The following is a 25,944-nucleotide window of genomic DNA, read 5'->3' as shown; positions in this document are numbered from 1 at the left end:
GCGGCTCCCCGGTCGCCGGGCGCTGTCCCGCGCCCGGCGACGCCGTGTCGGTGGTCCTCACCGCTGATGGCTGCTCCCTGCCCTCGGTGCCGTCCTGGCTGGGGCCGCCACCGTTCCCTGGCAGCTGGCCCGATCCTCTGTTCTGCGCGTGGTGGGTGCGGGCCTTGGTCCGCACCGTTCCTCATCCACGCATGGCGTGGATCTACTGGGTCGGCTGCTTGCCTGCGTCTGCCCGGGCCTGCGGGAACTGGAAGGCGCTGTTGACGTCGTAGCCCGTGGCGGCTGCCGTGTTTCCGCGTGCTGGCGGGTCGATGCTGCTGCTGGCACTGCCGAAGCCGAGAATCTGCACGCTGATCACCGACGGCTGGTTGCGCCGCGCATCGTCCTGGCTCTTGCGCATCACATCCTGTGCGGCCTGGCTGGCGCTGTTGGCCGCAGCGCTGGCCGACGCCAGCGCGTTGACGTTCACCGAGGCCAGTACCGGCAGGCCCTTGCTGTCGCCCTGCACCTGGATGTTGGCGGCGTTGAGCACCTGCAGTGCCGCCAGGTTGATGTTGCCCGACACGCGGATACCTGCCTCGCCCGCGTCGATGGTGCCCAGCGGCGCGATCAGGTCGACATCGCCCGGCGCCACTTCGGCGATCGGGTTCAACGTTGCGATGCCTGCACCGCTGGCAGGGGCCTGCGGCGACAGGATCACGTTGCCCCAGGTGTCGTAGACGCGACGCGGCGGGGTGTACAGCAGCGTGGTCTGCGAACCGCGGCCGGCATTGATGTCGCCCTGCTCGGACCACGCCAGGATGTCGCCACCAAAGGTGGTCATCACCCGCGACAGGCCCAGCAGCACGCTGTCCTGGCTGAACAACCGGATGTCGCCCTGCCCCTGGGTGACCAGGCCCGCGCTGGCCGGAGGCACCACGCCCTGCACACCCACCACGATCTGCCCGCCCGGTGCCATCAGCTCGATGTTGCCGCCCGCTTCGGTGCGCACGCCGGAACCGCCGTACATCACGATATCGCCAGTACGGTTGATGGTTGCGCCATTGGCATCCTTGTCCGGCATCAGCGTGGCGATCGCTTCGCGCCCGCGCAGGTAGGAACCGAAACGCGGCCCTTCTGCATTGGTGTACTCACGACCACCTTCGCGCAGTTCAGCGTAGTAGACCTGGCGCAGGAAGATGCGCTGCTGCTCTTTCGGCAGCGCATCGAACGCGGCCAGTGCATCCGTACCTTCGGCAGCGGTGCCGAAGCGCTGCTGCAGCCACTGCTTCAGTTCCTTGTCGTAGATCTTCACCGCCTTGCCCGGCTGCGAGGCCAGCGACTGTGCCGGGTCGGCCAGGTTGGCGCTGTCCAGGTAGCGCGCGCGCAGTGCATCGAAGTCTATGCCTTGATTGCCAGCCGTCACGGCAATGCTCGCGCCCGGGCGAGTGTCACCCTGAACGACGCCTCCCAGACTGACGATGCTTCCGGCCTCTTCCTGGCGCAGCTGGCGGCCGGCATTCACCTCGACATTGCCGGGGCCGGCCACCGTCAGGTTGCTGCGGATGATGTCCCGCCCAGCGTCGATCCCGCTGATATCGGTACCGCTGGTGTTGAGCGCGGTGACATTCGCGTTGATCACATCGCGACCCGCGCGCAGTTGTACCGCCGATCCCGCTTCATACCAATCAAACAGGGTCCGGTTCGCGATACCGGTGTTCTGCATCAGCTGTCGGCGGCCGCCACTGCCCAACCCGATGATGTCACCGGCAACGGCATAGAAGCGACTTGGCGAAGTGGGGCGGGACGTCAGCGCACCGGTGGTCGGGGTACTGGGGCCGAACGCGAACAATGGCAGGATCGCCGCCGGATCGGCCCCCTGCACCCCATCGTCGGAGAGATTGTGGCTGACCCGGATTCGGCTGACGCCCCGCTGGGCCATGAATGCAGGATCAAAGGGACCAGGGAGGCGGGCATCACTACCGGAACGTGCAATGCCCGTGGCATCGATCGCGGCAAAGATCGAGCCCCCGGCCAGAACCTCGAGCTGGCCGCTGGCCGAAGGCGCGAGCAGCATCACATCGCCCGTGTTCGCGCCCGGTCCGAGGCCTCGAAGCGAGGCACTGATGATGTCACCACTCGCTGCCACCGCGCTGAACCTGGACGGATACAGCCAGTAATTGATGTTGGGGGGAATGGATCGATCCTGCAGCGCGACGCCTTCAGCGAACATGTTGCTACCGGTTGCATGCAGACTTCCGGCCAGGCTTGGTGCGAGATTTCCGCCTGCCGAGAACAGGTCCAGTGCAGTGCCTCGGGTCCAGAGCGAGAACCACGTAGTGCCAGCTGCATGCTGGCCATCACTCAGAACCACGTCGTTGTAGTTGGACGTCGGTACACGCCCCGCATCTGCGGCGCCACCAAGAACAATGTCGCCACGGGCCTGCAGGCGGGCGGTGGAATCACCCAGGATGAGCACCGGCCCCGCCATCGCCACGGGTGCGTCGGCCACGAACGGATTCTTCAGGCCCAACGTTCCGTAGCTGCTTTGTACCGCGCTGAGACCACCGATGCGCGCCGCCTGCAGCAGTGTACTGCCCCGCAGATTGGTCACGGCGCCATTGAGATCCAGATCCTGCAGGAAACCTTCGGGCTGCTGCGCGCTCGCACGCAGGCCCGGGTTGAGCGCACCGCCGCTTCGCAGCGTCAGGTCTCCGCCCCCCGTCAGATGCAGTTCACCGTTGCTGACGCGTCCGGTCGACCCGACCGCAGCGACGATGGCGCTGGAATGGGGCGCAGTCAACAATCCCAGGGCATTGCCCATCGAAGCGATCACCCCCGAGTGGCGGCCTGCTTCCAGGGACAGATTGCCCCCTCCCAATGTGCCGAAGCCAGTGAAGCCGACCATGCGGGGCGTCGCGTCCTGCTCGGCGCCGACGGTGCTGTAGGTGCCGAAGTTGATCCACCAGCTGGTTGCTGTGGTCTGGACACCCTCTGTCGTGCCCGAACCCTGCCGCCACAACCAGTTTCCCACCGCAGCACTTGAATGCCCCGCTTGGTCGCGCTGCACGGTGCCCGATTCGGACCGGCCCGTCCAGACATCGCCGATGATGTCTCGCCCCGCGTCGACCCTGACATCGCCACCATGATCGGGATACCAGGCACGGTAGTTGACCAGCGCCGCATCATAGCTGCCCGAGACTTGATTCTTGCCCAGCAGCGAGGTCTGCCAGGGCGCAGCCGCACGCGCCGGGTTGAACTGCGCGTCGTAGCCATCGCCCAACGACGTCGGCGCACCTGCGGTATACACACCGAAGCCGGACTTCATGCGCACGTCCTGGGCGGCCAGCAGCGTCAAGTCACCCTTGCCCGTTCGCAGCACGCTCCAGGCAGGGGCGCCCAAACGCTTGCCGTAAGTGGTCACTTCGGTCAACGTGCCGCCGCCGTAGCAATAGCCCATCGTCGCGCAGACCTCTTCTTCGGACATGCCCAGTTCGACACCCAGTTCCGATGCCGGCTTGCCGACCCACGACTCATCGCCCCACCACTGCAAGGACCCTTCCTTGTCCACCAGGCGCGGTGCCGCAATGCAGTAGGGGCCGTCGCTGCAGACCGATTCTTCCAGCACCCCCAGAAGCTCGGCGACTTCCTTGGGCGACTTGCCGACCAGGCTGTCATCTCCCCACCAGAACAGTGACCCTTCCAGGTTGAGGAGACGATCCCCTTTCCATTCCGTCGTCGTGGTCACCGTGCCGATGGTGCTGTAGTGGCTGTCCGCCAGCACGATGCTGCCCTCGCTGCCCCAGCGGCGGGTGCGCGGGTCGGCGGCGGTGGTATCCGCACCCGCCACCGCAGTCAGATCCCAGGACGTCGTGCCTTCAGGCAGCATAGCCGCCAGCGCCCAGTTGCGTCCCTGCCGACCGCTGGCATCCGCGGTCCGCAGCTTTACCGGCGCGTCGCCGGCAAGCTCCACCTTGGTCATCGAGGGAATGATCGCACCGGCATGCAGATCCAGTGCGCCGGAGAGTTTCATTGCCATGGGCAGGGCGACACCGGCCGGCCACACCTGTGCGGCCACCGGCGCTGGCGTGCGCAGGCGGAAGCCGGCACCCAGACGGGAGCCGGACTGCAATGCCAGCGCCTGTGCCAGCACGGTACCGGCCGCCATCACCTGCCCGCTGCCTGTCGTTACTGCCGCGCCCAGCACAGTACCGGCCGGCAGCAGCAGCGGCCCGGACAACACCATTTCCACCGGCAGCACGGTTCCCGCCGGCAAGGTCACGCCCTCGAATGGCAATGCATAGTTCAGCGTGGCGCCGGCGCGGAACTCGGTGCCGCGCTGCAGCTGGACACCCTCGCCGGGCACGATCAGGTCGCCGCCGAACGCGGTGTTGGGCGTACCGCTACTGCGCCCCTCCAGCAGCACCCAGCCGTCCTCATCGGGATTGGCCGGCGGCGGCGCAAAGCCGTCATTGATGCTGCCGTAGACATTGATATCGCCCTCGGCACGCAGCACCAGCGCGGCCGATTCACCGAAACCGCGGCGCGCAGGATCGAGCCGGTTCGACTGCGGTCCGTAGCGATAGCCGGACAGATCGATATCGCCGGCCACGACCAGATCGCCACGCGGGTTGTCACTGCTGGTCCGCGCCACGATCTGCACACCCGGGCGCAGGCGGTAGCTCCCCAAGGCCGCAGTGCGCTGCTGCAGGCCGGTGTTGGCCAGCGCGCCGTTCATCCAGACGCTGTTGTCCGGGTCCACCACCGTATCCAGCCAGCGCTGGTTGATCACCTGCGGGCGATGGCCATGCACATCCGGCGCGCTGGCCAGCGGTGCCGAGTCATAGATGCGCACTGCGTTGACCTGGATATCGCCGGCACCGACGATGCGGATGCCGTTGGCCACGTCGATGGCAGCATCATCGGTGCCCACGCGCGGCACATTGAGCTTGACGCTGCCGTGTGCACGTCCATCGTTCTGCCCCGCCGCGGTACCGGCCGGCACCGAGGTGCCCGCACGCAGATCCAACGCCGACGCCCCCCCAAGCTGCAGGCCTCCACTGGCCGACGTCAGCTCGATCGTCGCTCGGTTCGGGCTGTCGATGATCTTGCCGTAGCTGTCCACGCGCAGGGCGCTGCCGTGGGCATCCAGCGCTCCATCCACGCGCAGCACATCGCGTGCCGACAGGCGGATGCTGCCGACCTGTTCGCCGCTGGCATCGATGCGGCCGTTGACCTGCAGGCTGCCACCATCAAGGCTGATATCGACGTGGCGAGCCTTCACTTCATTACCGATCACCAGGTCACCTTCGCTCAACTGGAAGGTACGGCCACCCGTAATGCCACCGCTCGTCAGCCGTGTGTTGAGCCCGGCAAAGTCCTGCAGTTGGCGTGCACGCAACACCAGTTCAGCGCCGTCGTAGGGCACCTCGGTGCCGCCGGCATCGTAGCGCCCGCTTGCACCGCCCAGCAGTGTTCCGGCCAGCGCCACGCGGCCCCCCTGCTTGCCCAGTGCCTGCACCGTCAAACGACCGCCACGGTTGTTGCGTGCCGATACGTCGATGCGCGAAGCCGCATCGGCGCTGATATCGCCCTCGCTGGATGACAACGTGACATCGCCACCCCAGCTGTATTTGTCCACGTCATACAGGCTGACCTTGCGGCCGGCCAGGTCCAGCACGGCGCTGCCGCCCAGCGAAATTCCCTCGCGTGCATTCGCATCGAACCGGCCGGAGGCCAGCGCCACCCGGCTGTCGATCGCGATGCGATCGGCCTTGATCGACAGTTCCGCCCCCAGCGCGTCATTGCCAGCGGTGGCGGCTGCGCCGCGCACCTGCACGTTGCCGCCACTGCGTATCGCCAGTTGCGCGCCCGCATCGCCTGTCAGCAGCGGCGTGACGATATCCAGCGCGCCTCCCGTCAGCTGCCAGCCGCTGCCAGCCACATATCCACCTTGCTGCTGGAAGACATCAAGACTGCCTTTGCCCGAGAACAGCATCCTCTCGGACGCTGCCAGCGTGACCCCGGCAAAGCCGAGGACCTGGCGATCGGCGGCCACCGACGAATTTGGCCGGGTGAACGGCGCTCGCCCCAACTGCAGCGTGCGCGTGTTGATCTCCAGCTGGCCACTGCCGAGACGACCGACCATCGCCTCCCCGCCTGGCTGTGCCTGTTCGCCGCCCGGCAACGTCGTGCCCGCCAGCGTGCCGTCCCAGACCAGCGTATCGGCAGTGATGCGCGCGCGGTCCGTGGTGGCACCGTAGCCATGGATGGCCGGTGCACCCAGTACCAGGCTGCGCAGGCTGCTGCGCCCGGTCGCGCTGTCACGGGTATCCAGGTCAACGCTGCCGAACACATTGATCGCATCACGCGCGGTCAGGCTCAGTGCTTCCAGCGCAGGCGCGCCAGACGCAGTATTGCCGCGCAGCAGCCGCTGCAGGACATCCTGGTTCATGGTCATGCCGGCCGGCAATCCGCCCGTCGCCATTGCCGCTGCAATGGCCTCGGCACTGCCCAGGTTGAGCGCGGACATGCCCAGTCCCAGCTGACGGGTGCCATAGCTCACCGCATCACCGATGTTCAAGGCGCCGTCGGTGACCACATTGATGCTGCCAGCAGACAGCAAACGGGTCTGCCCACTGCAGCCCGCCGCACAGCCACCAATATCGATCGCCACCGCCCCTGCCGCCGAACCGCCCTGTGCGCTCAGCGCCGTCAGGCGCTGGTTGGACACCGCCAGCAATCCACCCGTGACCAGGTAGGGCGCCGTGGCCTGGTCCACGCGCGAGGGATCGGCCTGGGACAGGGTGTCGATCGAGGCGCCCTGCTCCAGAAGGATGCCCTTGCCGCCGAAGGCAGCCGCGAGCAGCACCTCCTGCGCCAGCAGATTGACGCCGCTGCGCACGGCCAGGCGCGTTGCGTTGCCTTCCACCGTGCTGGTGGTCGCATCGCGGCGGAACGTTCCGCCGATCAACAAGGTTGCCGGGCGCAACGCATTGAGCGCTGCGTCGAAGACGGTGGCACCGCGTTCGGTGCTGGTGCTGCTGCCCTCTTTGACAATCTCCAGCGATGCACCGTTCGACGCAACGAGGTTGACCGAGAGAATGCCGCCGCGCCCCTGTGCACTGCCTGGATTGAAGCGCGACAGTCCAGCAAAGGTGACGGCCGGCGTGCCCATGCGACCCGCGCCATCGCCGAGCATCAGGCTGAGGTTGCCGGCATCTACGGGTCGCCAGCGCAGCGCTTCACCGCGACGTTCAGCCACGCCCTGCACGAATGTGCCGTAGGATGTTTCGTTGTAACTGGCATGGCGCCGTACGGTCTCCGCAGGCGTCAGCAGCAGATCGGTGAGCAGCGGCGAGACCGAACCACCGAAGCCTTGGCCCTGATGCCCGCTGAGCCGCCAGGAACCGGTACCGGTCGACACCGGCTGGCCACTGCCGATCGCGTTCTCCGCGCCGATCTCGACGCGGAACGCGCCGGGCTGCAGGGCGTAGCTGGCTGGCAGCAGCGTGTAGGTGCCGGCCGGCAGCCCCGGTACGCCTGCGGGTATGGTGATCTGTTGACCCACACGCGGGTTGGCGCTGCCGTCTGCTGTCGCCAGCGGAGCCTGCACGTCCGATCGCCCCGGCACGATGGCGTAGACCGCATTGCCAGCGTGACTGAAGCCATAGCGCGGATTCGCATCCGCCAACGTGTGTCGCAGGATATCGACCGAGCCGCCGCGCCCGGCCACGAAGGCAGCGCCGGACAACTCACCTCCGCCGGAAACATCCACGACGCTGCCTGTGGCGCCGTTGAACGCATTGGCCACGATGTCCACACCAATCGGGATATTGACCGATCCGGGGTCAAGCATATTGAATTCGGCACCTGCCTTTCGCCAGGTCACACCGTCCACCGTGCCGCCGAATGGCAGCGTCAGGCCGGCGCCACTAATGGAGGTCACGCTGCCGGCAAGCAGATCGACACGACTGGCGCGATCCGAGTTGAATTCTTGGCCGCCCAGCTGCACACGGCCCCATGGCGCCTGCACATTGCCGCCCTGCACCACCGTCGCCGCCACCAGTTCCAGGCTGCCGAACGCAGAATCCGGTGCCGGTCGCGCACCGCCCGCAACACCATGGATGCGCAGTACGGCCTCTGGATTTTCCCAGGACGGCAATCCAGAAGGGCCGATGGTCGGAACGCCTGCAACGATGCGACCCTTGGCCTGGGCCGCCGGATACAGGCGCGCGGCGCTGATATCGATCGACCCCGGGCCTGCAAGGGTGGATTCCTGCGAACTGCTGGCGACCGGGGCCAGCATGCGTATGTCGCCGCTGCTGCGCAGGTCGACGTGATCGAAGCCGGCCAGCCAGGTGACATCGCGCAGGTCGATCAGGTCGGCGGTGACATCGAAACGATGTTGCTTGCCCGCGTCGAACGATGCCTCCAGCGGACGCAGCGTGCCTTCGCCGGCCGGCTGCCACCAACGCCCCTGCGCAAGGCGGACGTAGGGCGCACTCAGCTGCAGGCGGCTGCCCTCGCTGTTGCCCGGTGCGAATCCCAGGGAACGCTCGTTCACGCCGTGGATCCGCAGGCTCTGGTCCATGCGTAGATTGACGTCACCCTGCGCCCGGACATCACCGAACAACGAGAGATGATCGAAGCCGCCCGCCGTGATCTGCTGGACCGACAGCGCGGCGTGACCGTACTCGAGGCGCGCGGGCAGCACCTCCGTCTGCCGCGTGTTCTGGGTGAGCGAAATCAGCCGTGGCGCCAGCACCTCGGAATCTTTTGCCGTGCTGCCATAGGTGCCGCCACCAAAGGCGACGCCCAACGTGCCGCCACGCGCCTGGTCACCACCTGCCGCCGCATCAAGCGCACCGTGCAGATACAGCGCATTGGCCGCACGCAGCACGATGCTGCCGCCGTCACTGTCCACCCGAGTGCGCCCGCTGCCGTCGATATCGAGCAGTGCCGATGCTCCCGAGGCATCCAGTCGCGCCCCGCGCTCGACCACCACGAAGGTGTCAGGTGGCAGGTGGCGCACGCTGCCCTGTTCTTCCCAATCCAGTGCGCCGCCGATCTCGATCGTGCCACCCTTGCGCACCTGCCCGCGCAGCTGCCCGCGCGCATCGGCGGCGGAAACTGCATCGCCGCTCACATCCAGCAGCGCCCCGTCGGCGATCGCCCAGCGGCGTTCGCGCCGTCCGTCGGCACGCACCGTCGATGGATCGAAGGCTTCATCCAGACGGATGCGACCGCCCGCCGCCTTCAGCGTGCCCGCCACATTGATGTCGCCGGAACTGAACAATTCGATCGACTGCCCTGGGTCGACGTTGAGCACGGCATTGCTGCCGATGTGCAGGTCACCGGCCGACAGCAGATGCCCGGCGCGCAGCGTCAGGCTCGCACCCGCGCGCTGGCTGACGCGACCGCTGGCAGGATCCACCATGTACAACAAGGGTGACCATGCCTGCAGACCCTGCTCACGGCTCGAAGCACTCTGCGCACCCTCGGCCAGGCGCAGGACCGGTTGTTCCACATTCAACTGCACGCCGTCTTCAACGGTCAGCCCGTTGTGGCCACCGATGTCGTAGCGGGAAAAGCCGCTGCTGAACAGCGGTGCCTGCAACCGCAGCGCTTCCGACGTCGGCGCTTCACCACCAATGGCGACCTTGCCCCCGGTCGCAAGGGTGAAGGCGCCGCTGCCGCTGCCGAGCGCACTGAAGCGGACGCCATCGCTGATACGCAGCCGACCACTGCCATCGGTGGCGACATCGGTGCTGGCCGCCAACAGGCTGACGCTGCCGCCCTTACCTACCCGGCCCTTGCCCTTTGCATCGATGCTGCCACCCGCATCCACCGAAATACGTGCGCCCTCAGCCACGGTGATGTCATGGCTGACATTGATGCGCAGCTGTCCACCGTCAATCCAAGCCTGCGTGGCGCCGCCATCCGACACGGCAAAGGGATTGCTCCAACCACCAGCAAGATCAAACCCTGCACCAGAAGCAACATCGACCGCGCCACGCCCGGCGGACAGCAACGCGGTGGGCCGACCGAGCACCGGAAGCAGGTTGCCCGCCTCCACCTGCCCACCCGCGATCTGCACGGTGCCGCCGAAGCTGACCCGGCTACCGGTGAGAGCAAGCTGCCCGCCCTCCTGCAGCCTGAGCGTGCCATCCAGTTCAACACGTCCCGCCGTGGCGATGTCGACGCGGCCCCAGCGCTGTGCGCTCAGGACATTGCTGTCCAGCGACACCGTGCTGCGCTGTGACTCTTCCACCGGCGCCTGCAGCGACCAGGGGCGGGCGTCGGTGGCGATCTCGCCAATCCGCACGTGCGAGTCGTACACCGCATTGCGCCCGGTGTTGTCGTAGCGGCCCAGCCAGAGTTGAGCGTTGCGGGCAGCCGCCGTCTGCGCCTGCGCGTATCCATCCTGCCCCTGATCGGGTCGCCGTGTCTGTTGTAGCCCTTGGAAGGCGGCCGTGTCCACCTGCCCCTGCAGAACGGCGGTAGGCGCCGAGATCAGCAACCGACCCGCATCGCGCCCCACGGTGTAGCCATTGTCGTAGCGTTGCGCCGGTGCCACCAGCGGATTGCGGAACGATTCGGTGACGCCCCAGCGCTCCTGCTTCACCTCAAAGCCCCGGTACAGGCCGTCGTACAGCATCTCTGCCGGGGCATCATCAAGACGGTACAGCTGGCCATCGCGGCCACGCAGCCAGCTTTGCTGGACCACGCCGGACTGCACATCAAGGCTGCCACCTGCCAGATTGATACGCGAACCGGCGTGGCTGACGACTTCCTTGCCAGCCAGCTGGACGGTGCCACCCTGCGCGGCCCATTCGCCTATCGAATGTCCCTGGTTGTCGAGGTAGCCACTCACTTCCAGCAAGCCGCCACCGGCATACCAGCGAGTGCCTTCATAGCCCCCTGTCCCCGCAGCCACCTCGGTCAACTGGCGACGGTCGATCCACACCTCGCTGCTGATCAGCTTGCCGCTGTCACGGTTGTCGGGCGAATCGCGCAGTTCGTTGCCCTGCACCTTCACCTTGACGTTGTTGCTCTCCATTGCCACCTGCACACCGACCGCACCGGCCACGTCCACGCGGGCGCCGTCGTCCAGATAGCTGCGGCGGCCCGCATCGGAAATCACCTGACCACCGGTCGCCACCGCCAGCGAGCCGGCCTGGAAGTTCACGTCGCCGCCGGAGACGATCTCGATGCGCGATTGCTCGCGTCGATCCTGCAGGCGCGAGAGGTTGTCGAAGGTGCCGCTGTTGCTGGCCCCGCGCAGCTTGTCCTGTTCACCGGACTCCTTGATGAGCGCATCACGCTGGCTGTCCAGCGCAGTGGTCTTGCCGTCATCTTCGATCAGCACCGCCGTCGTCGAACCCGTGGCCAGAGTCACGCTGCCCTTGCTGTCGGAGGACGAACTCAGCAGATGCACGGTACCGCGCTGGTTCAGCGTCGTGGTGGCAACCGCTACACCGGTCTGTTCGACCGTGCGGCCGGCAAGAGTGACGTCGCCCTCGCGCGCTTGGATCAGACCGCTGTTGCGAACGCTGCCGGCCGTGCTGTCGGTGACGAAGCGCGGCGCGATCTCATTGCCCCGGGTGGTCGAAGCCGTGTTCTGCGCCGTGCCCACGCCGCGACGGATCACGAAGCTGTCACCGGCCGCCAGCTGGGCCTGGCCCTTGCGCGTCTCGATCTGGCCCGCGTTTTCCACGCTGTGGCCGGCCAGCAGCACATAGCCACCGCCACGCGTTGCGCTGGTTGGTTCATGGGTGGTGATGCGCGCGCCACGTTCAACCATGACCTTGCCCACCGCATCGGTGAGCGCAGACGTATTCGCGTCGGCGCTGTACAGGCCGTTGTCACGGAACTGCGCGTCGCTGATCCGTGCTGCGGCGGCGACCAGGTTGCGGACGTTGACCTGGCTGTTGTTGCCGAACACCACGCCGTTGCGGTTGGCAACGAAGACCGTGCCGTTGGCCTTCAGCTGGCCCAGGATCTGGCTGGGCCGTGCGTTGGGGTCGTTGACCCGGTTCAACACCGCCCAGTCCGGGTTCTGCAGGAAATTGAGGGTGGTGTTGCCACCGATGTTGAAGGTCTCCCAGTTCAGGATCGCCTGGTCAGCGGTCTGCTCGATGCTGACCTGCACCCGGCCGTCGGCGCCCTGCGACTGGATCGCTTCGCGGGCATTGATCCAGCCACGGGTCAGCGGATTCTCGTCCACCTTCAGGCCATCCTTGCCCAGCCCATCGGCCACCACGAAGCCCGCCTCGCGTCGCGCCTGCCTGGCCTGCTCCTGCATGCGCTGCTGCAATGCGATGGCCTGCGCGGCCGTGCCGAGGTTGTCGATCGACTGCTGCAGCTTCTGTCGCGCCGCATCCTGCTGCTGTGCAGGCAGCTGGAACTGGATAGGCACGCCATTGGGCATGCGGCCACTCTGCGCTGCCGCGCCCTGGGCGGCGCCGCGGTCGGCGAACCAGCCGGGGCTGAACGCCTGCTGCGCCTGGCTGGCAGGAGCAACCACGGTGCCCAGCGCCACGGCCACGGCCCAGGCCATCGGGTGGCTGCGCCACAGGGAGGCGGAGAAACGGGCAGCGGGCGAATGCGGGTGCGACATCGGGGACCTCGTCAACCTGATGGGCCGCGTTGGCGGCGGCGAGTACGAAGGGGGCCTGCGCTACGCATGCCCTGCACCTGATAGACGGTGGCCGCGGCGTGAAGACGACAGTTCAGCGCGGATGCGGTGCCACCACGAAAGAAAGCGCCGGCATTTCGGCCGGCGCTTCGATCAGCAGGTGTTGCTTTGCAGACAGTTACAGCGGACGGCCGATGCCCGAGCAGGTGCTCGGGTTGTTCACGGCGCCGGCATTGCTGGCGGTCGCGAAGCGGGTACGGACCGCATCACGCCAGGCCTTGGTCAGCGGGATGAACTTGTGCGCGCGGATGGCCGCATCGTTCGGGCCCTGCTCGACGCCGGCGACCACGACGCTGCCGTAATGGCGGGTCAGGAAGCCACGGACGTTGGCGCCAACAGTGGCGTTCTTGTAGCACTGGCCGAACACGAAGTTGGTGTAGCCAGCGATCGGATAGCCCGCGGACGGGTTGCCGAACACCGGCACCCAGTTGGCGGGGTTTTCAGCAGCGGCGCCGGTCGGCGGAGCAGCGGTCTCCAGGGTCGCCTGCACGCTCACTTCATCCGGCGAGAAGCCCTTGACCTTGGCCACCTTGGTGGCGTCGACCAGGCTCGGGATCACGTCCGGGCCAACGTAGCCGACGCGGCCGTCAACGGCGTACACCGCGTTGTACAGCGAGGTGCCACCGGTAGCCGGAGCGGCGATGAAGTTCGACGGCACGGTGGTGAACAGGTTGGCGAAGGTCGACTGCACCGAGAACGCCGGCACGCCGTTGGTCAGCTTCAGGGTGGTACCGGAGACGTCGGCCGGCTGGCAGGCGCTGGTCAGGAAGCGGGCCAGCAGCTCGCTGGTACCGCTGCTCTCGCCACGGTAGACGACCTGGATGTTGCCGCTGCGGTTGCTGTCGATGCTCGACCAGCTGGTGATCTTGCCCGAGAAGATGCCGCAGATCTGCGCAACCGACAGGTCAACCGCCGAACCGGCCTTGTTGAACGGAACGGTGACCGAGGTGGCAACCGAAGGAATCTGTACCAACGCGCCGAAGCGGTTGGTATCGCCAGCCACGTTGTAGGTGCTGTTGTAGGTGTTCAGCTCGGTGCCGCTCAGCACCGAATCACTGCCAGCGAAATGCACGGTGCCAGTGGTCGAGAACAGCGCCGAGTTGTTTTCCAGGAAGGCCTTCTTGCCGGTGCCCGAACCGGTCACGGCGTAGCTGAAGTTGGCCGGCAGGATGCTGTCGGCCTGGCCCTTGTAGAGGTCGGCCGGCAGCGAAGCGCCGCCGCCGGTGACGGCGGTCTGGGCCGAAGCGGCGCCAGCAGTGGCGAGCAGCGCGGTAGCAACCAGCGCGGCCAGGGTCTTGTACTTGTTCATGATCTTCTCCTGAAGGGTTTACTGCGAAGGTGAAACACCAAGGGAGGAACGGTCACTACACGCCTGCTGCCGCCGAGGGCCTCCCAGCCCACTCTGCGGCGACAGGGACATGCTGGTCGCCGCCGATGACAGGCCGCTTAAGAAACCTGTGGAAGATCGAAAAAAGGTGTGGAGGATTGTGTGGAGAAACCGGGCATCTGTAGATCCACGCCATGCGTGGATGCACGTCATTGCACCAGCTGGTTCATTTCCATGATCGGCATCAGCACGGCCAGCACGATGGTCAGCACCACGCCCCCCATCACCAGGATCATCGTGGGCTCCAGCAATGCCGTAAGTGCCATCGCACGGCGTTCGATCTCGCGCGAGATGGTCTGTGCGGCGCGGTCGAGCAACGGCGCCAATGAACCGGTCTTCTCGCCACTGGCCACCAGATGCACCAGGATCGGCGGATACACTTTCTGCACCTTCAACGCAGCGCCAAGCGAAGTACCCTCGCGCACGCGAGCGGCCACATCATCGGCACAGCGCGCCAGCAGCGCGTTGCCCAGTGTCTGTCGTGCGGCGTCCAGTGCGCGCAGCAATGGCACACCGGCATCCAGCAGGATCGCCAGTGTCGATGCGAAGCGAGCACTGTTCACGCCCAGCACGAAACGGCCCACCATCGGTACGCGCAACAGCAGGCTGTCCCAGCGCAGGCGCAGATCCGGCCGCCGCAGTGCCAGCCGCCAGCCCACCACCAGCGCGCCGATGCCCAATCCCGTCCATACGCCCCACGCGCGTACGAAAGCACTGGCCGCCAGCATCACCTGGGTCAGCATCGGCAGCGTCTGCCGTGCCTGCACGAATGCAGTCACCACCTGAGGCACCACGTAGCTGAGCAGGAAGATCACGATCGCCACCGACACCAGGCTGATCGCTGCCGGGTAGATGAATGCCGTCAGTACCTTCGCCTGCAGCGCGTTGCGCTCTTCGATGTAGTCGGCCAGACGTTCCATCACCCGCGCCAGATCGCCGGAATCCTCACCGGCGCCCACCAGGGCACGATAGATCCCAGGGAAATCGCGCGGCCGCGCCGCCAGCGCCACGGTCAGCCGCTGGCCAGCGCGCACATCGGCACGCACTGCGGTGAGCGCCTGCGCAACGTGCGGACGTTCGGCCTGTTCGATCACCGCACTCAGTGCGCTTTCCAGCGGCAGGCTGGCGGCCAGCAGGCTGGCCAGTTGCCGCGTGGCCCAGGCCAGTTCGCTGGCCGATAGTCTGCGTGTGCCCCAGCCACTGCCGGCATTGCGTGCGGCTGATACCTGTACCGGTGTCAGCCCGCGCCCGCGCAGTTGCTGGCGCACGCCGCGCGCGTTGTCGGCGTCCAGCTGTCCCTTCTCGATGCGCCCCTGTGCGTTGGCGGCCTGGTAATCGAACAGTGCCATGCGCGCCTCAGTCGTCACCGGTCACGCGCAGGATCTCCTCCAGCGTGGTCACCCCGCTGTCGACCCAGCGCTGCCCGTCCTGGCGCAGGCTGCGCATGCCGGCACGCCGCGCCGCCTCGCGCAGCGCGGGTTCGCCCTGCCCTTCATGGATCAATGCCCGCACGCGCTCATCCACCACGAACAGCTCATGGATGCCGGTGCGCCCGCGGTAGCCGCTGTTCGCGCAGGCTGAGCAGCCTACGGCCCGCCACACCGTGCGCCCCTCGGTATCGAGTTCGGCACGCCGACACTGCAGGCACAGCCTGCGCACCAGCCGCTGCGCCAGTACACCGCGCAGCGATGAGGCCAGCAGGAACGGTTCCACACCCATGTCGGCCAGGCGGGTCACCGCCGAGATCGCATCGTTGGTATGCAGCGATGCCAGCACGCCATGGCCGGTCAGCGACGACTGCACCGCGATCTGCGCCGTTTCCAGGTCACGGATCTCACCGATCATGATGGTGTCCGGATCCTGGCGCAGGATCGCGCGCAATGCCGCGCCGAAGCTCATGCCGATGCGCGCGTTGACCTGGATCTGGCCGATGCCGGCGAAGTCGTACTCCACCGGGTCCTCCACGGTGAGGATGTTGCTGGTGCTGCTGTCGAGCTGCCCCAGTGCCGCATACAGCGAGGTGGTCTTGCCGCTACCGGTCGGCCCGGTCACCAGCACGATGCCATGCGGCTGGCGGATCAACCCGGTGAAGGTGGCCAGCGTATCGTCGGCCATGCCCAACCGCTGCAGCTGCAGACGCCCGGCATCCTTTTCCAGCAGGCGCAGCACCGCGCGCTCGCCATGTCCCGTCGGCACCGTGGACACGCGGATGTCCAGTGGTCGGCCACCCACACGGATGGCGATGCGCCCATCCTGCGGCAGGCGCTTCTCGGCGATATCCAGGTGGGCCATGATCTTGATGCGCGATACCAGCGCCGCATGCAGCGCACGCCGTGGCTGCACCATGTCACGCAGGGTGCCATCGACGCGGTAGCGCACCACCGAATGCGTTTCGAAAGGTTCGATGTGCAGGTCGCTGGCACCATCACGCGCGGCCTGCGCCAACAGCGCGTTGATCATGCGGATCACCGGCGCGTCATCCTGCGCGTCCAGCAGATCGGTCACCTCGGGCATGTCCTGCATCAGCCGGTCGAGATCGACCTCACTTTCGGCCGCGCCGACCACCGCAGCGGCATCGCCACCGTCACGATACTGTTCGCCCAACCGCTGCTGCCAGACCGCCGCATCCAGCACCTGGAACGGTACCGGCCCGTGCCGGCGGCGCAGCTCGGCCACGGCCCAGGCGGCGGTCTCGGCGGTGCCCAGCAGTACCGGCGCGCCGCCTGCTTCGGCCAGCATCACCCCGTGGCTGCGCACCCAGGCATACGGCAGCAATGGCAACGGCACGGGCATGCTCATGGCCCGATGACCAGTTCCGGGGTGTAGCCCAACCCGCGCAGCTGCTGCAGCGCCGGGTCGAGCGTGGCCGGGTCGCGCGCCACCCGCACCCGCAGACGCTGTCCCGTTTCACCCGGCGTGGTCTCGGCATAGGCCTGCAGGCCAAGCGCGCGCACCTGTGCCACGGCCTGGGTCGCACGCGCCGCATCCAGCCCCTGCGCGTACTGCACCACCTGCACATTGCCCTCGCTGGCCGGATACAACGACGCAAGGCTGCCGTTCTGCAACGGCTGGCCCTGGCCATCACGCGCATTGCCCTGGCCAAGCACCGACAGGTCCTGCGGCGGCAGCTGCGGTGCCGACAGCGCCGGCAACGCCCAGCTCTGCACCGGCTGCGCAGCGGCCTGTGCATTGCGCATGTAGTCATAGCGGTCGCGGGTCAGGCGCTGTCCGGCGGCCGGGTCGCGCACCACATGCGGGCGCAGGAACACCATCAGGTTGGTCTTGGCCCGCTTGCGCGTATCGCTGCGGAACAGCGCGCCCAGTACAGGGATCTTCCCCAGCCCCGGTACGGCGTCGCGGCCGTGGCTGACGCTGTCTTCCAGCAGGCCGCCCAGCACCATGATCTGCCCGTCATCGAGCAGCACGCTGGTATCCAGCGCTCGCTTGTTGGTGATGATGCCGGCGCTGCCCGAGCTCTGCGCATCGATGCTGCTGACTTCCTGGTAGATGTCCAGCTTCACCGTGCCGCCCTCGGAAATCTGCGGACGCACCCGCAGCTTAAGGCCCACGTCCTCGCGTTCGATGGTCTGGAACGGGTTGTTGCTGCCACCGCCACCGTCGGTCACATAGCGGCCACTGACGAAGGGCACGGTCTGCCCGACCATGATGCTGGCCGCCTCGTTGTCCAGGGTCATCAGGTTCGGCGTGGAGAGGATGTTGGCGCCGCCCTTGCTCTGCAGGGCATTGGCCAGCGCCTTCATGTTGAGGATCTGGCCGACGCCCGGCAGGTTGATCGTGCCGTCGATCACGCCGATGTTCAGGCCTTCCTTCGGCAGGACATCCAGCGTGGTGCGCGCAGTGGTGCTGATGCCACTACCACCGGTGGTGCCGCCGAAATGGGTGCCACCGAACGTGCGGCCGTTGCCCAGCATCCATTGCACGCCCAGTTCAGCGGCATCGGTCTGGTTGACCTCCACGATCAGGCTCTCCACCAGCACCTGCGCCCGGCGCTGGTCGAGCTGGTCGATCACCCGCCGCAGGTTGCGGTACACCGGCTCCGGGGCGGAAATCAGCAAGGTGTTGGTGGCGATGTCAGCCTGCACCGAGATGCCGTTCTGGCTGAAACCGCTGCTGCCGGCATCGATCGGATCACGACGCCCCGGGTCAAGCCGCGGCGATTCCAGCGCATTGCCCTTGCTCTTGCCCTGCGCAGGTTGCGCCGGCGTGCTGGCGTTGCGGCTGGTCTCGCCCGGCAATGCGGTGATACCGTCGCTGCTGCCCATCGCCGGCGCATCGCTCTGCCCTGCCACCACGCCACGCAGCACTCCGGCCAGCTGGGTGGCCTGGGCATTGCGCAGGTACACCACATGCAGGTTGCCGGACTCGTCCTGGGCCTTGTCCAGCTTCTCCACCAGCTGCCGCGCCAGGCGCGTGCGGCCCGGGCTGCTGGAGCGCAGCAGCACGCTGTTGCTGCGCGGGTCGGCCATCACCACCACCTTCTGCGCCGGCTCCGCGCCCTGCGCGTCCAGCAACGGTGCGACCATCGCCGCCACGTCCACGGCAATGCCCTGCTGCAGCTTGACCACGTCGGTGTCCATGCCGGCCGGCGTATCCACGCTGGCAATTACCCGCGCGATGCGCTCCAGGTTGTCGGCGTAGTCGGTGATGACCAGCGTGTTGTTGCCTGGGTTCGCGGTGATCGGATTATCCGGGCTGATCATCGGCCGCAGCACCGCCACCAGCGCCGCCGCGCTTTCGTAGCGCAGGGCAAACGTGCGCGTGGTTATCTCGCCTCCCGCACCGCCGGCACCCACACGACCGCCCAGCAGCTTGGCGTCGGCCTGCGGCACCACCCGGCTGACGCCCCCGCTTTCAACCACGGCAAAGCCGCGCATGCGCAATGCACCCAGCAACAGCTGGTAGGCCTGCACACGGCTGACCGGCCCATCGGAGACCACGGTCATCTTGCCGGTCACCCGTGGATCGACCAGGAACTGGCGGCCGGTGAAGCGTGCCGCCATGCGCAGCACCCCGCCGATATCGGTGTCCACCAGGTTCAACTGTACCGGTTCGCCACTGGCGTCCTGCGCCTGCACCGCCGCCGGAAGATGGGCCAGGCCCACCACCAGTGCCAGTACCGCGCTGCAGCCCAGGCTGCGCATCGACTTCATGGATGGCCACCGCCATTGGCGGCCATCACGATGTTTCCGGAAATCCGTGCCGCCGGCATGTTCGCGTCCCCTGTGCGTTGCAGTTGCAGTTGCTGCAGTTCGATGGCCGGGTCGGCCAGCAAGGGCAGCAGCCAGTTCCAGAGCGCATCGGCGGGCACACTGCGCACCTGCAGGTGCCAGCGCCCGTCACGCGTTTCGATATGCAGGCTGCCGGCCAGGCCGGCAGCGGTGATCTGCTGGCGCAGCCCGGCAAGCGTCGGGTGCTGGCCCTGCGCCTGCTGCTGTTGTTCACGGGCACGCAGCAGCGGTGCAAGTGCCGCCGACTGTGCCTGCAGCCGAGGCAGTTCAGCCTGCCAATGGCTGCGCTGTTTCAGCAGCGGCTGCAGCCAGCCCAGCCACAGCGCAGCCGCCGATATCGCGGCAGCCATCAACAGCAGCATCGCGCGCTCGCGCGCCGCCAGCCGCTGCCAACGCTGCTGCAATCCATGCAGGGAGGCAGCTGGGCGCAACCCGGCTGCGGTCATGGCGCGGCCCCGCTGCTGATCCGCAACCGGCCACCGGCTTCGCGCGCAAGCTGCAGCCCCTGTGCCTGCGTCGCCTGTTGCCAGCGCTCCAGCCGTTGCGCGTCCTCGGCCAACGCCTGCGCGTCGGCATCAAGTTCCATTTCCAACTGGCCCGGCTGATAGCGCAGGCTACGAATCTGGCCAGCCAACTCAGGTATGGCCTGCAGCACGCTGGCAACCTGCTGCTGCACGGCAGGAAGCGTCCGTGGCGCTGCCGGCACCGCCAGTGCCCGCCGTGCCTGCAACACCGGGTCGACCACATCGTGGATCTCCGGGAAGTGCGTGCTGAACTGCCGCGCCATGTCCTGCCGCAAGGCTTCACCCTCGCCCTGCCAGCGCGATACCTGCAGTTGCAGACCCAGCGCAGCCAGCACCGCCGCCGCCAACGCAAGGCCGATGGCCAGCCGCGGCGCACCTGCCCCCACGGCCGGCAACGGCAGCGACCAGCCAGGCAGCGGACCGCTGGACTGCGCCGCCTGCGCCAGCACGCTGGCCGGCAGGCGCTCGGCCCAGGCAGGCGGTACGGCATCGATCCACTGCACCGCCTGCACCCCAGCCTGCTGCAAGCGTACGGCAAGCATCTGCATCACCGAGGCCAGGTCACGCCCGCTGCACCACTGGACGAAGCCACGATCACGGCCGCAGCGAACCAGTACATGCTCGCCACACAACTGCAAGGTGGCCTGCCCGGCCGACCACGGCAGCAGCAAGGGGGTCGGATGCAGCGCCTGCAACTGCAGCCCACAGTCCTGCAACTGCTGTTGTACCCGCGCAATCGCCTGCAGGCCAAGCCACGCCACCGCCACCGTGCCATCGGCCGCCTGCGTGCCATGGCCCAGCGCGACCTCCTGCAGATCATCCAGCAGCATCGCTTCCACCTCGCCCTGCAGGGCCGCCTGCAGGCGGCGCCCGGACAGCGGCGGTAGCTGCAGCTCCAGCAGGATCAGGTCCTGCGGGTCCAGGCTCGCATGCACCATTGCCTGCGGAAAGCGCTGGCCCAGCGTCGACAGGCGATCACTGCCCGTTACCAGCACACGTTCCTTGTGCAGCTGCGCCCATTCTACCGCGCTGTCCTTATCCAATCGTTCCAGCGCCGGCAGGCGCATTCTCAGTTGCGTGCTCATGCACCGATCCTTGTCCATACCCGTTGCACACGCACGCTGTCGTCGCGGTACTCGCGCCAGATCAATGCGCGGAAATCCACCGATGCCCCGTCGGCCTCTACCTGGCCTACCGCCAGGAACCATTCGCTGTGGATACCCAGCGGCATCAACGCCATCTGTTCGTTGCTCAGCTGCAGCCGGTTGGCGATGTCACCGCGATTGAGCAGCCAGTGGCCACGATCGCGCTCGCCCAGCAGCGCCTGCAGGCGCCCGGCATCCACCCCGGGTGCAATCGCCTGCAGCACGGCGATATCACTTGTATTGGCGTTGACCAGGGTCTGCGCAGGCAGCACCACCGTGCGCCCCGCCAGTGCCTGTACCGCCACCGGATCGGCGCCGGCCAGTACCTGTTCGATCAGCGACTCGCGCGGCAGCGGTGCGCGCGCCTGCCGCTCGCCATCGCGCAGGCGCGACTGGATCTGCGTTGCGGCACTGGCACAGGCGGCGCGAGGCAGCCCCTGCCCGGCACACAGCGTGGTGAACGCACGCAGTGCCTCCGCTGCAGGCTGGCCGTCTGCCAGCAGCGTGCGCAGGTTGAATCTCGACTGCGCGTCCACCAGCTGCAGGTGCACCGGCAGAGGCACCTGAAGCTGCAGCGGACGCGCCCAGCGTCCGCTGCCAACAGTGGTCAACTGCTCGCGCGCGTCGTCACGCAACTGCTGCGCCGCGCGCTCCAGGGTGGCGTCCACCGCCATACGCACCTGCATGCGCAGCTGATCGCTGCGTACCGCACGCAGCTGCGCCGATTGACGGGTCAGCAGTGCCGTGGCGATCACCGCTACCAGTGCCACCACCAGCATCGCCACGATCACCGCCATGCCCTGCTGGCGGGCAAACGCACCTGGAATTTTACGGCGTGCCATTGTCTGGCCTCACAACTGCCAGGAGCCGATGTCCGCGTTGCCGGCCTCACCGCCGGGCTTGCTGTCGGCCCCCAGTGAGAACACATCGATATCGCTGTGCGTGCCGGGGTTCTGGTACTGGTACGGGTGCCCCCACGGATCATCCGGCAGGCGGTCGAGGTAGGGCGTTACCGGCATCGCAGCACTGCCCTGCGGTGGCTTCACCAACGCCTGCAGCCCCTGCTCGGCACTGGGGTAACGACCATTGTCCAGCCGATACAGCTTCATCGCCTGCATCAGCGCGGCGATGTCCTGGCGTGCCGCCACCACGCGGGCCTGATCAGGGCGATCCATCAACCGGGGCACGATCAGTGCAGCCAGAATGCCGATGATGACCACCACCACCATGATCTCGATCAGGCTGAAGCCCTGCTGCCGAGCCCTGCGACCACCCATCTGCGTTGCCATTGTTCCGCCCTCATCATCCTGGAAGAGACCGCTGCCCCATGGTCAGCGGCGCATGTGTCAGTACGATAAACATCCTGCGGAAATCCGCTGTTCCTGCAGCCGATCACCCACGCGGCGTGCATTGGCCACGCAGGCAGCGTCCAGCAGCGACGACGGAACACGCGCAAGCGTGTCGTCCACGCAGCGCTGCAGCAGTGGCGTGGCGCACGCCTGCAGCAGGCGCATGCACTGCAGGGGCGACCAGGCCATGCCATGGTCGAAGCCGATGAACTGCCGATACACCTGGTGATAGCGAAGATCGTCGTGCAGGCGTTGCACGCTCGCAGGCGCGCGCAGCGCGACCAGCAGCACCGCACGCTGCACCATGCGCACCTCCCCGCACTCCTGTGCCAGCGTGGCCAATGCCGATTCCGGCCACGGCTGCAGGCGCGCGTCCAGCGCCTGCCGCAGCAGCAGCAACGGATGCCCGCTGGCATCCAGCGCTGACCATCTTGCGGCGTCGGCCCAGGCATCGCTGGACAGCATCCACACCCACGGCTGTCCGTAGCGCTGCACATTCACGGGTGCATGCCGTGCCTGCTCCAGCGACTGGCTCAGGTGGCGATCCAGCTCCAGCATGCTGATCCTGCGACTGTCGTTCATCGGCGTCGCCTGCGCTCCGCGACGCGGGAGCGTCGTACTCTGCAGAAGACGTCAGCAAGGCAACCGAAGCGACAGCACGAACGCGATGTTGAGCAGTGCGTGGCAGCATCGCGGGAATGTCACCGCAGCGTCATCCGCCTGCAGGCTTCCAGGTCCAGGCGCGGAGCATCGCCGCCACAGCGTCGGGCCAGCACGGCAACGTCGCTGCGCTGTGCGAATGCGGCCAGTGCGTGCATCGCATCCGGGTCATCCAACAGTACCTCCATCGACGCCTGCAGCAGCGGCAGCTGCCATCCCTCCATCTGCGCATCGGTGGCGGCCACGAACCAGTGCCACAACCGGTGGTAGCGCACGTGATCGTGAAGCGCCGCAAGACCCTCGATGCCATGCATCGCCATCAACAGCAGCGCGCGCGCCAGTGCAGCTGCAGGCAGCGCCCCCGATTCGGACAGCGGCAGTGCCTGCCGCTGCAACCGCAACAGCATCGCCAACGGATGGTCCTGCGGCTCGAATTCCAGCAGCACCGCCTGCTGTCGCCACTGCGCGTCGGACACCACGCATACCCACGGCGCGCCATAGCGGTGCACCATCAGCGGCCGCCGCTGGGTGGTTTCCAACAGCGCCGACAGATTGCGGCGCAGATCCAACACACCGATGGTCTCGTTGCGCATCCTTGGCCTCTCCATGCATGCAGCGGCCGTGCGCGTCGCGCGCAGCCAGGGTCTTACCCCAAGACGGCAATTCCACCCGGAAAGCGACGCAGGCCGAGCGACATCGTCTGCCCGAGCTGCTCCAGCGCCGCATCCGGATCATCGATGCGGAAGCGGCCGCTGACCGGGGCGCGCGCCAGTGCCGATTCGCCCAGCAGCACCTTGCCGCGCCGGTAGCGGTTGATCTCGGCCACCACCTCACGCAGCGGCGCGCGGCGGAACACCAGCATGCCTTCGGTCCACGCGCTGACTTCGGCCGCCACGGCTTCGGCCACCACGCCGCTGAGGCGCTCGTCATACACCGTCTGCTGGCCGGCCTGCAGCTGCAGGCGACCTTGCGGATGCTCGATGCGAACGCTGCCGCGCAGGCAGGTCACACGCACCTGGCCGTCGGTGTTGCGCACATCCAGGCGTGCTGCGCCCTCGTCGGCTACAAGACAGCCCGGCCCGGCGAACAATGCCAGGCGTGTCCCCGCTGCAGCGTCGATCGCAGCCTGTCCCTGCACCAGCTCGAAGCCCTCACCCTGCGCGTCGCTGCGCCGGCGCAGGCTGCTCTGCGTATCCAGTTCGATCTTCAGATGTGGCGTCGGCGCAATCAACAGCCGCTCTCCGGTACCGGTGTGGAAATCGGCCGTCATCGCCGTCACCGAAGGCCACAGACCCAACGGCGGGTGCAGCGCAGCCACCACGGCCAGGCTTGCAGGTGCCGCCACGGCCGCACCAAGGAATGCGCGCCGGCTCCAGCGTTGCGCTGGGGTTGCCGCCTGCGGCTGGCGTGCGGCGGCAGGCAGCTGCTCACCGGCCAGGCGTACCTGTTCCCATTGCCGCTTCGCGCGTGCAAAGGCCTGCCGATGGCCGGGATCGGCCTCGCACCATTGGCGGAATTTCCTGCCATCGGCCGCCGTGGCCTCGCCCGAGGTCAACCGCACCACCCACGCATGGGCCTGGCGCTCCACGGCGTCGAGCGGGCGGTGCGGTTGATCGTCAGCGTCCATGAGGGCTCTTGCCGTCCCCGCACGCTGCGGGGTTCTGCTCGGCGTCAAAGTGTAGACGGATGCCGTGCCTCAGAACCGCACCTGCCGCCCCTGCCCGCTGCGTTCGGCCAGGTAATCCTGCGCGGCTTTCAGCTCACGCTGCACCAACCGCAGCGACACCCCCAGATGCTCGGCCACATCACGCTGCTGCAGGCCGTCCACGCGGATCGCCAGCAGTATCCGGCGGCGGCGCTCAGGCATCCGCTGCAGCAGGCCGACCATGTCTTCCAGTGCCATTTCCTGCTCGGCCGCCTGTGCCGGCCCCGGGCCGGGATCGGCCATGTCCATCAACGTATCCACTTCTTCCAGGCTCAGCAGGCGATGGTCGGCGCGCTGGCGGTCGATCACGGTGTTCATCGCCATGCGCAGCAGATACGCCGCAGGGTTCTGCACCGGGTCCAGGCGGTGTCGACGCGTGCTCAGGCGCATCCAGGTGTCCTGCAGCGCGTCGCCGGCCAGCTCTTCCGAGCCCAGCTTGCGCACCAGTCGGCGCTTCAGTTCGTCGTAGGCGCCCAGCAGATGGTCCATCAGGTCCACCGCCCCAGCCGTGCTGTTGCTCATGTTCGATTCCTTGACGTCATGGTTGGGGCGGGCGCCGGCCACAGTCGTGGCCCGCGCTGGAAGGACGGATCTGCAGGGTCACCGGCTGCGGCAGCGCGGCAGCATCGGCGCCCAGCCGCAGGGCCTGCATCGCCTGCAGAAGGCGCGCATCGCGGCGTGCGCTGCCACTGCCGGCAAGCAGTTCGGGTTCCTGCACCTGGCCATCGTTGGCAATGCGGAAGCGCAGCGTCGCCGCATAGGCTCCCGGCGCCAGGTCAGGGTCGCCACAGAAAGCGGTGCGCAGCCGTTGCTGCAGGTCGCCGAAGCGGCGACGCTGCCCCGGGTCGGCGGCCACATCGGTCAGGGAGGATCCGGTGGCCGCGTGTGCACCGCGGCGCAGCACCACGCGTTGTGCACCAATCAGCTCGGCCTCGACACCCGTGTCCTGCAGCACCACCTGCAGCGCCTGCAGCGGCGGCAGGCTGGCCTGCAGCGGATGGCTGCTGCGGCCCGTGCCGAGATCGCCGGGATACATCACCGACCACCCGCTGACGACACTGAAGCGCTCGACCGCCTGTTCCAGCGGTTGCGCGGGAATGTCATAGGATCGGATGTCGTCCTGTGCGGCAGCAGCGAAGGCGAACAGCAACCCGGCGGCGGCGGCCACCCTCCAACGTCTGATTGCATGCTGTCCATTCAGCCCCCTGACGTAGAACACATGACCCTCGGCAGCGACATCAGCTGC

14 protein-coding genes are annotated in these 25,944 nt (G+C 67.4%); all 14 read right to left on the bottom strand.

Annotated features, from left to right (window positions below; translation table 11 throughout):
• Positions 1–202: 202 nt before the first annotated feature.
• A complete protein-coding gene (locus tag H3005_RS08805; RefSeq protein ID WP_191077954.1) occupies positions 203–12,601 on the bottom strand; it encodes a filamentous haemagglutinin family protein in 12,399 nt (4,132 codons plus the stop codon).
• Positions 12,602–12,797: 196 nt separating this feature from the next.
• Positions 12,798–13,988: a substrate-binding domain-containing protein gene (locus H3005_RS08800; RefSeq protein WP_100552668.1), complete on the bottom strand. Its 1,191-nt coding sequence runs from the start codon at positions 13,986–13,988 to the stop codon at positions 12,798–12,800.
• Between the two features lie 227 nt (positions 13,989–14,215).
• Entirely contained in the window at positions 14,216–15,415 is a 1,200-nt protein-coding gene (gspF, locus tag H3005_RS08795; protein ID WP_191077953.1) for a type II secretion system inner membrane protein GspF, read from the bottom strand.
• A gap of 7 nt (positions 15,416–15,422) precedes the next feature.
• The gene (gene gspE, locus H3005_RS08790; protein WP_100552670.1) at positions 15,423–16,859 is read right to left on the bottom strand and encodes a type II secretion system ATPase GspE; all 1,437 of its coding nucleotides are present in this window, start codon (positions 16,857–16,859) and stop codon (positions 15,423–15,425) included.
• Between the two features lie 2 nt (positions 16,860–16,861).
• Positions 16,862–19,237: a type II secretion system secretin GspD gene (gene gspD, locus H3005_RS08785; RefSeq protein ID WP_191077952.1), complete on the bottom strand. Its 2,376-nt coding sequence runs from the start codon at positions 19,235–19,237 to the stop codon at positions 16,862–16,864.
• On the bottom strand, positions 19,234–19,761 hold the full coding sequence (gene gspM, locus H3005_RS08780; RefSeq protein ID WP_191077951.1) for a type II secretion system protein GspM: 528 nt from the start codon (positions 19,759–19,761) through the stop codon (positions 19,234–19,236). Before gspM ends, gspD begins: the two co-directional genes overlap by 4 nt.
• Positions 19,758–20,924 (bottom strand): type II secretion system protein GspL, encoded by a 1,167-nt coding sequence (gspL, locus tag H3005_RS08775; protein WP_191077950.1) that lies wholly within the window; start codon positions 20,922–20,924, stop codon positions 19,758–19,760. The genes gspM and gspL overlap by 4 nt, the downstream gene beginning before the upstream one ends.
• On the bottom strand, positions 20,921–21,826 hold the full coding sequence (gene gspK / locus H3005_RS08770) for a type II secretion system minor pseudopilin GspK (protein WP_223880149.1): 906 nt from the start codon (positions 21,824–21,826) through the stop codon (positions 20,921–20,923). The genes gspL and gspK overlap by 4 nt, the downstream gene beginning before the upstream one ends.
• A gap of 9 nt (positions 21,827–21,835) precedes the next feature.
• The gene (gspG, locus tag H3005_RS08765) at positions 21,836–22,273 is read right to left on the bottom strand and encodes a type II secretion system major pseudopilin GspG (RefSeq protein ID WP_191077949.1); all 438 of its coding nucleotides are present in this window, start codon (positions 22,271–22,273) and stop codon (positions 21,836–21,838) included.
• A gap of 57 nt (positions 22,274–22,330) precedes the next feature.
• Positions 22,331–22,915 carry a hypothetical protein gene (locus H3005_RS08760; protein ID WP_191077948.1) on the bottom strand — a complete coding sequence of 195 codons (585 nt, stop codon included), beginning with the start codon at positions 22,913–22,915 and terminating at the stop codon, positions 22,331–22,333.
• A 119-nt stretch (positions 22,916–23,034) separates the two neighbouring features.
• Positions 23,035–23,586: a hypothetical protein gene (locus H3005_RS08755; RefSeq protein ID WP_191077947.1), complete on the bottom strand. Its 552-nt coding sequence runs from the start codon at positions 23,584–23,586 to the stop codon at positions 23,035–23,037.
• A 53-nt stretch (positions 23,587–23,639) separates the two neighbouring features.
• Positions 23,640–24,620, bottom strand: coding sequence for a DUF4880 domain-containing protein (locus H3005_RS08750; RefSeq protein WP_180167257.1), 981 nt, complete (start codon positions 24,618–24,620; stop codon positions 23,640–23,642).
• Positions 24,621–24,689: 69 nt separating this feature from the next.
• Entirely contained in the window at positions 24,690–25,220 is a 531-nt protein-coding gene (locus H3005_RS08745; protein ID WP_089237960.1) for a sigma-70 family RNA polymerase sigma factor, read from the bottom strand.
• Positions 25,221–25,236: 16 nt separating this feature from the next.
• Complete coding sequence (locus tag H3005_RS08740) at positions 25,237–25,917, bottom strand: STN domain-containing protein (RefSeq protein WP_191078060.1); 681 nt, start codon at positions 25,915–25,917, stop codon at positions 25,237–25,239.
• Positions 25,918–25,944 lie beyond the last annotated feature (27 nt).

Origin of the sequence: Stenotrophomonas sp. Br8, from assembly GCF_014763005.1 — a bacterium.
Lineage (GTDB): Bacteria > Pseudomonadota > Gammaproteobacteria > Xanthomonadales > Xanthomonadaceae > Stenotrophomonas > Stenotrophomonas lactitubi.
This window is presented reverse-complemented; position numbering and strand designations above follow the sequence as displayed.

Excerpts from the sequence above, each read along its gene's own strand:
- H3005_RS08805 (WP_191077954.1), bottom strand. The coding sequence starts at position 12,601 with ATGTCGCACCCGCATTCGCCCGCTGCCCGTTTCTCCGCCTCCCTGTGG.
- H3005_RS08800 (WP_100552668.1), bottom strand. The coding sequence starts at position 13,988 with ATGAACAAGTACAAGACCCTGGCCGCGCTGGTTGCTACCGCGCTGCTC.
- gspF (WP_191077953.1), bottom strand. The coding sequence starts at position 15,415 with ATGGCACTGTTCGATTACCAGGCCGCCAACGCACAGGGGCGCATCGAG.
- gspE (WP_100552670.1), bottom strand. The coding sequence starts at position 16,859 with ATGCCCGTGCCGTTGCCATTGCTGCCGTATGCCTGGGTGCGCAGCCAC.
- gspD (WP_191077952.1), bottom strand. The coding sequence starts at position 19,237 with ATGAAGTCGATGCGCAGCCTGGGCTGCAGCGCGGTACTGGCACTGGTG.
- gspM (WP_191077951.1), bottom strand. The coding sequence starts at position 19,761 with ATGACCGCAGCCGGGTTGCGCCCAGCTGCCTCCCTGCATGGATTGCAG.
- gspL (WP_191077950.1), bottom strand. The coding sequence starts at position 20,924 with ATGAGCACGCAACTGAGAATGCGCCTGCCGGCGCTGGAACGATTGGAT.
- gspK (WP_223880149.1), bottom strand. The coding sequence starts at position 21,826 with ATGGCACGCCGTAAAATTCCAGGTGCGTTTGCCCGCCAGCAGGGCATG.
- gspG (WP_191077949.1), bottom strand. The coding sequence starts at position 22,273 with ATGGCAACGCAGATGGGTGGTCGCAGGGCTCGGCAGCAGGGCTTCAGC.
- H3005_RS08760 (WP_191077948.1), bottom strand. The coding sequence starts at position 22,915 with ATGAACGACAGTCGCAGGATCAGCATGCTGGAGCTGGATCGCCACCTG.
- H3005_RS08755 (WP_191077947.1), bottom strand. The coding sequence starts at position 23,586 with ATGCGCAACGAGACCATCGGTGTGTTGGATCTGCGCCGCAATCTGTCG.
- H3005_RS08750 (WP_180167257.1), bottom strand. The coding sequence starts at position 24,620 with ATGGACGCTGACGATCAACCGCACCGCCCGCTCGACGCCGTGGAGCGC.
- H3005_RS08745 (WP_089237960.1), bottom strand. The coding sequence starts at position 25,220 with ATGAGCAACAGCACGGCTGGGGCGGTGGACCTGATGGACCATCTGCTG.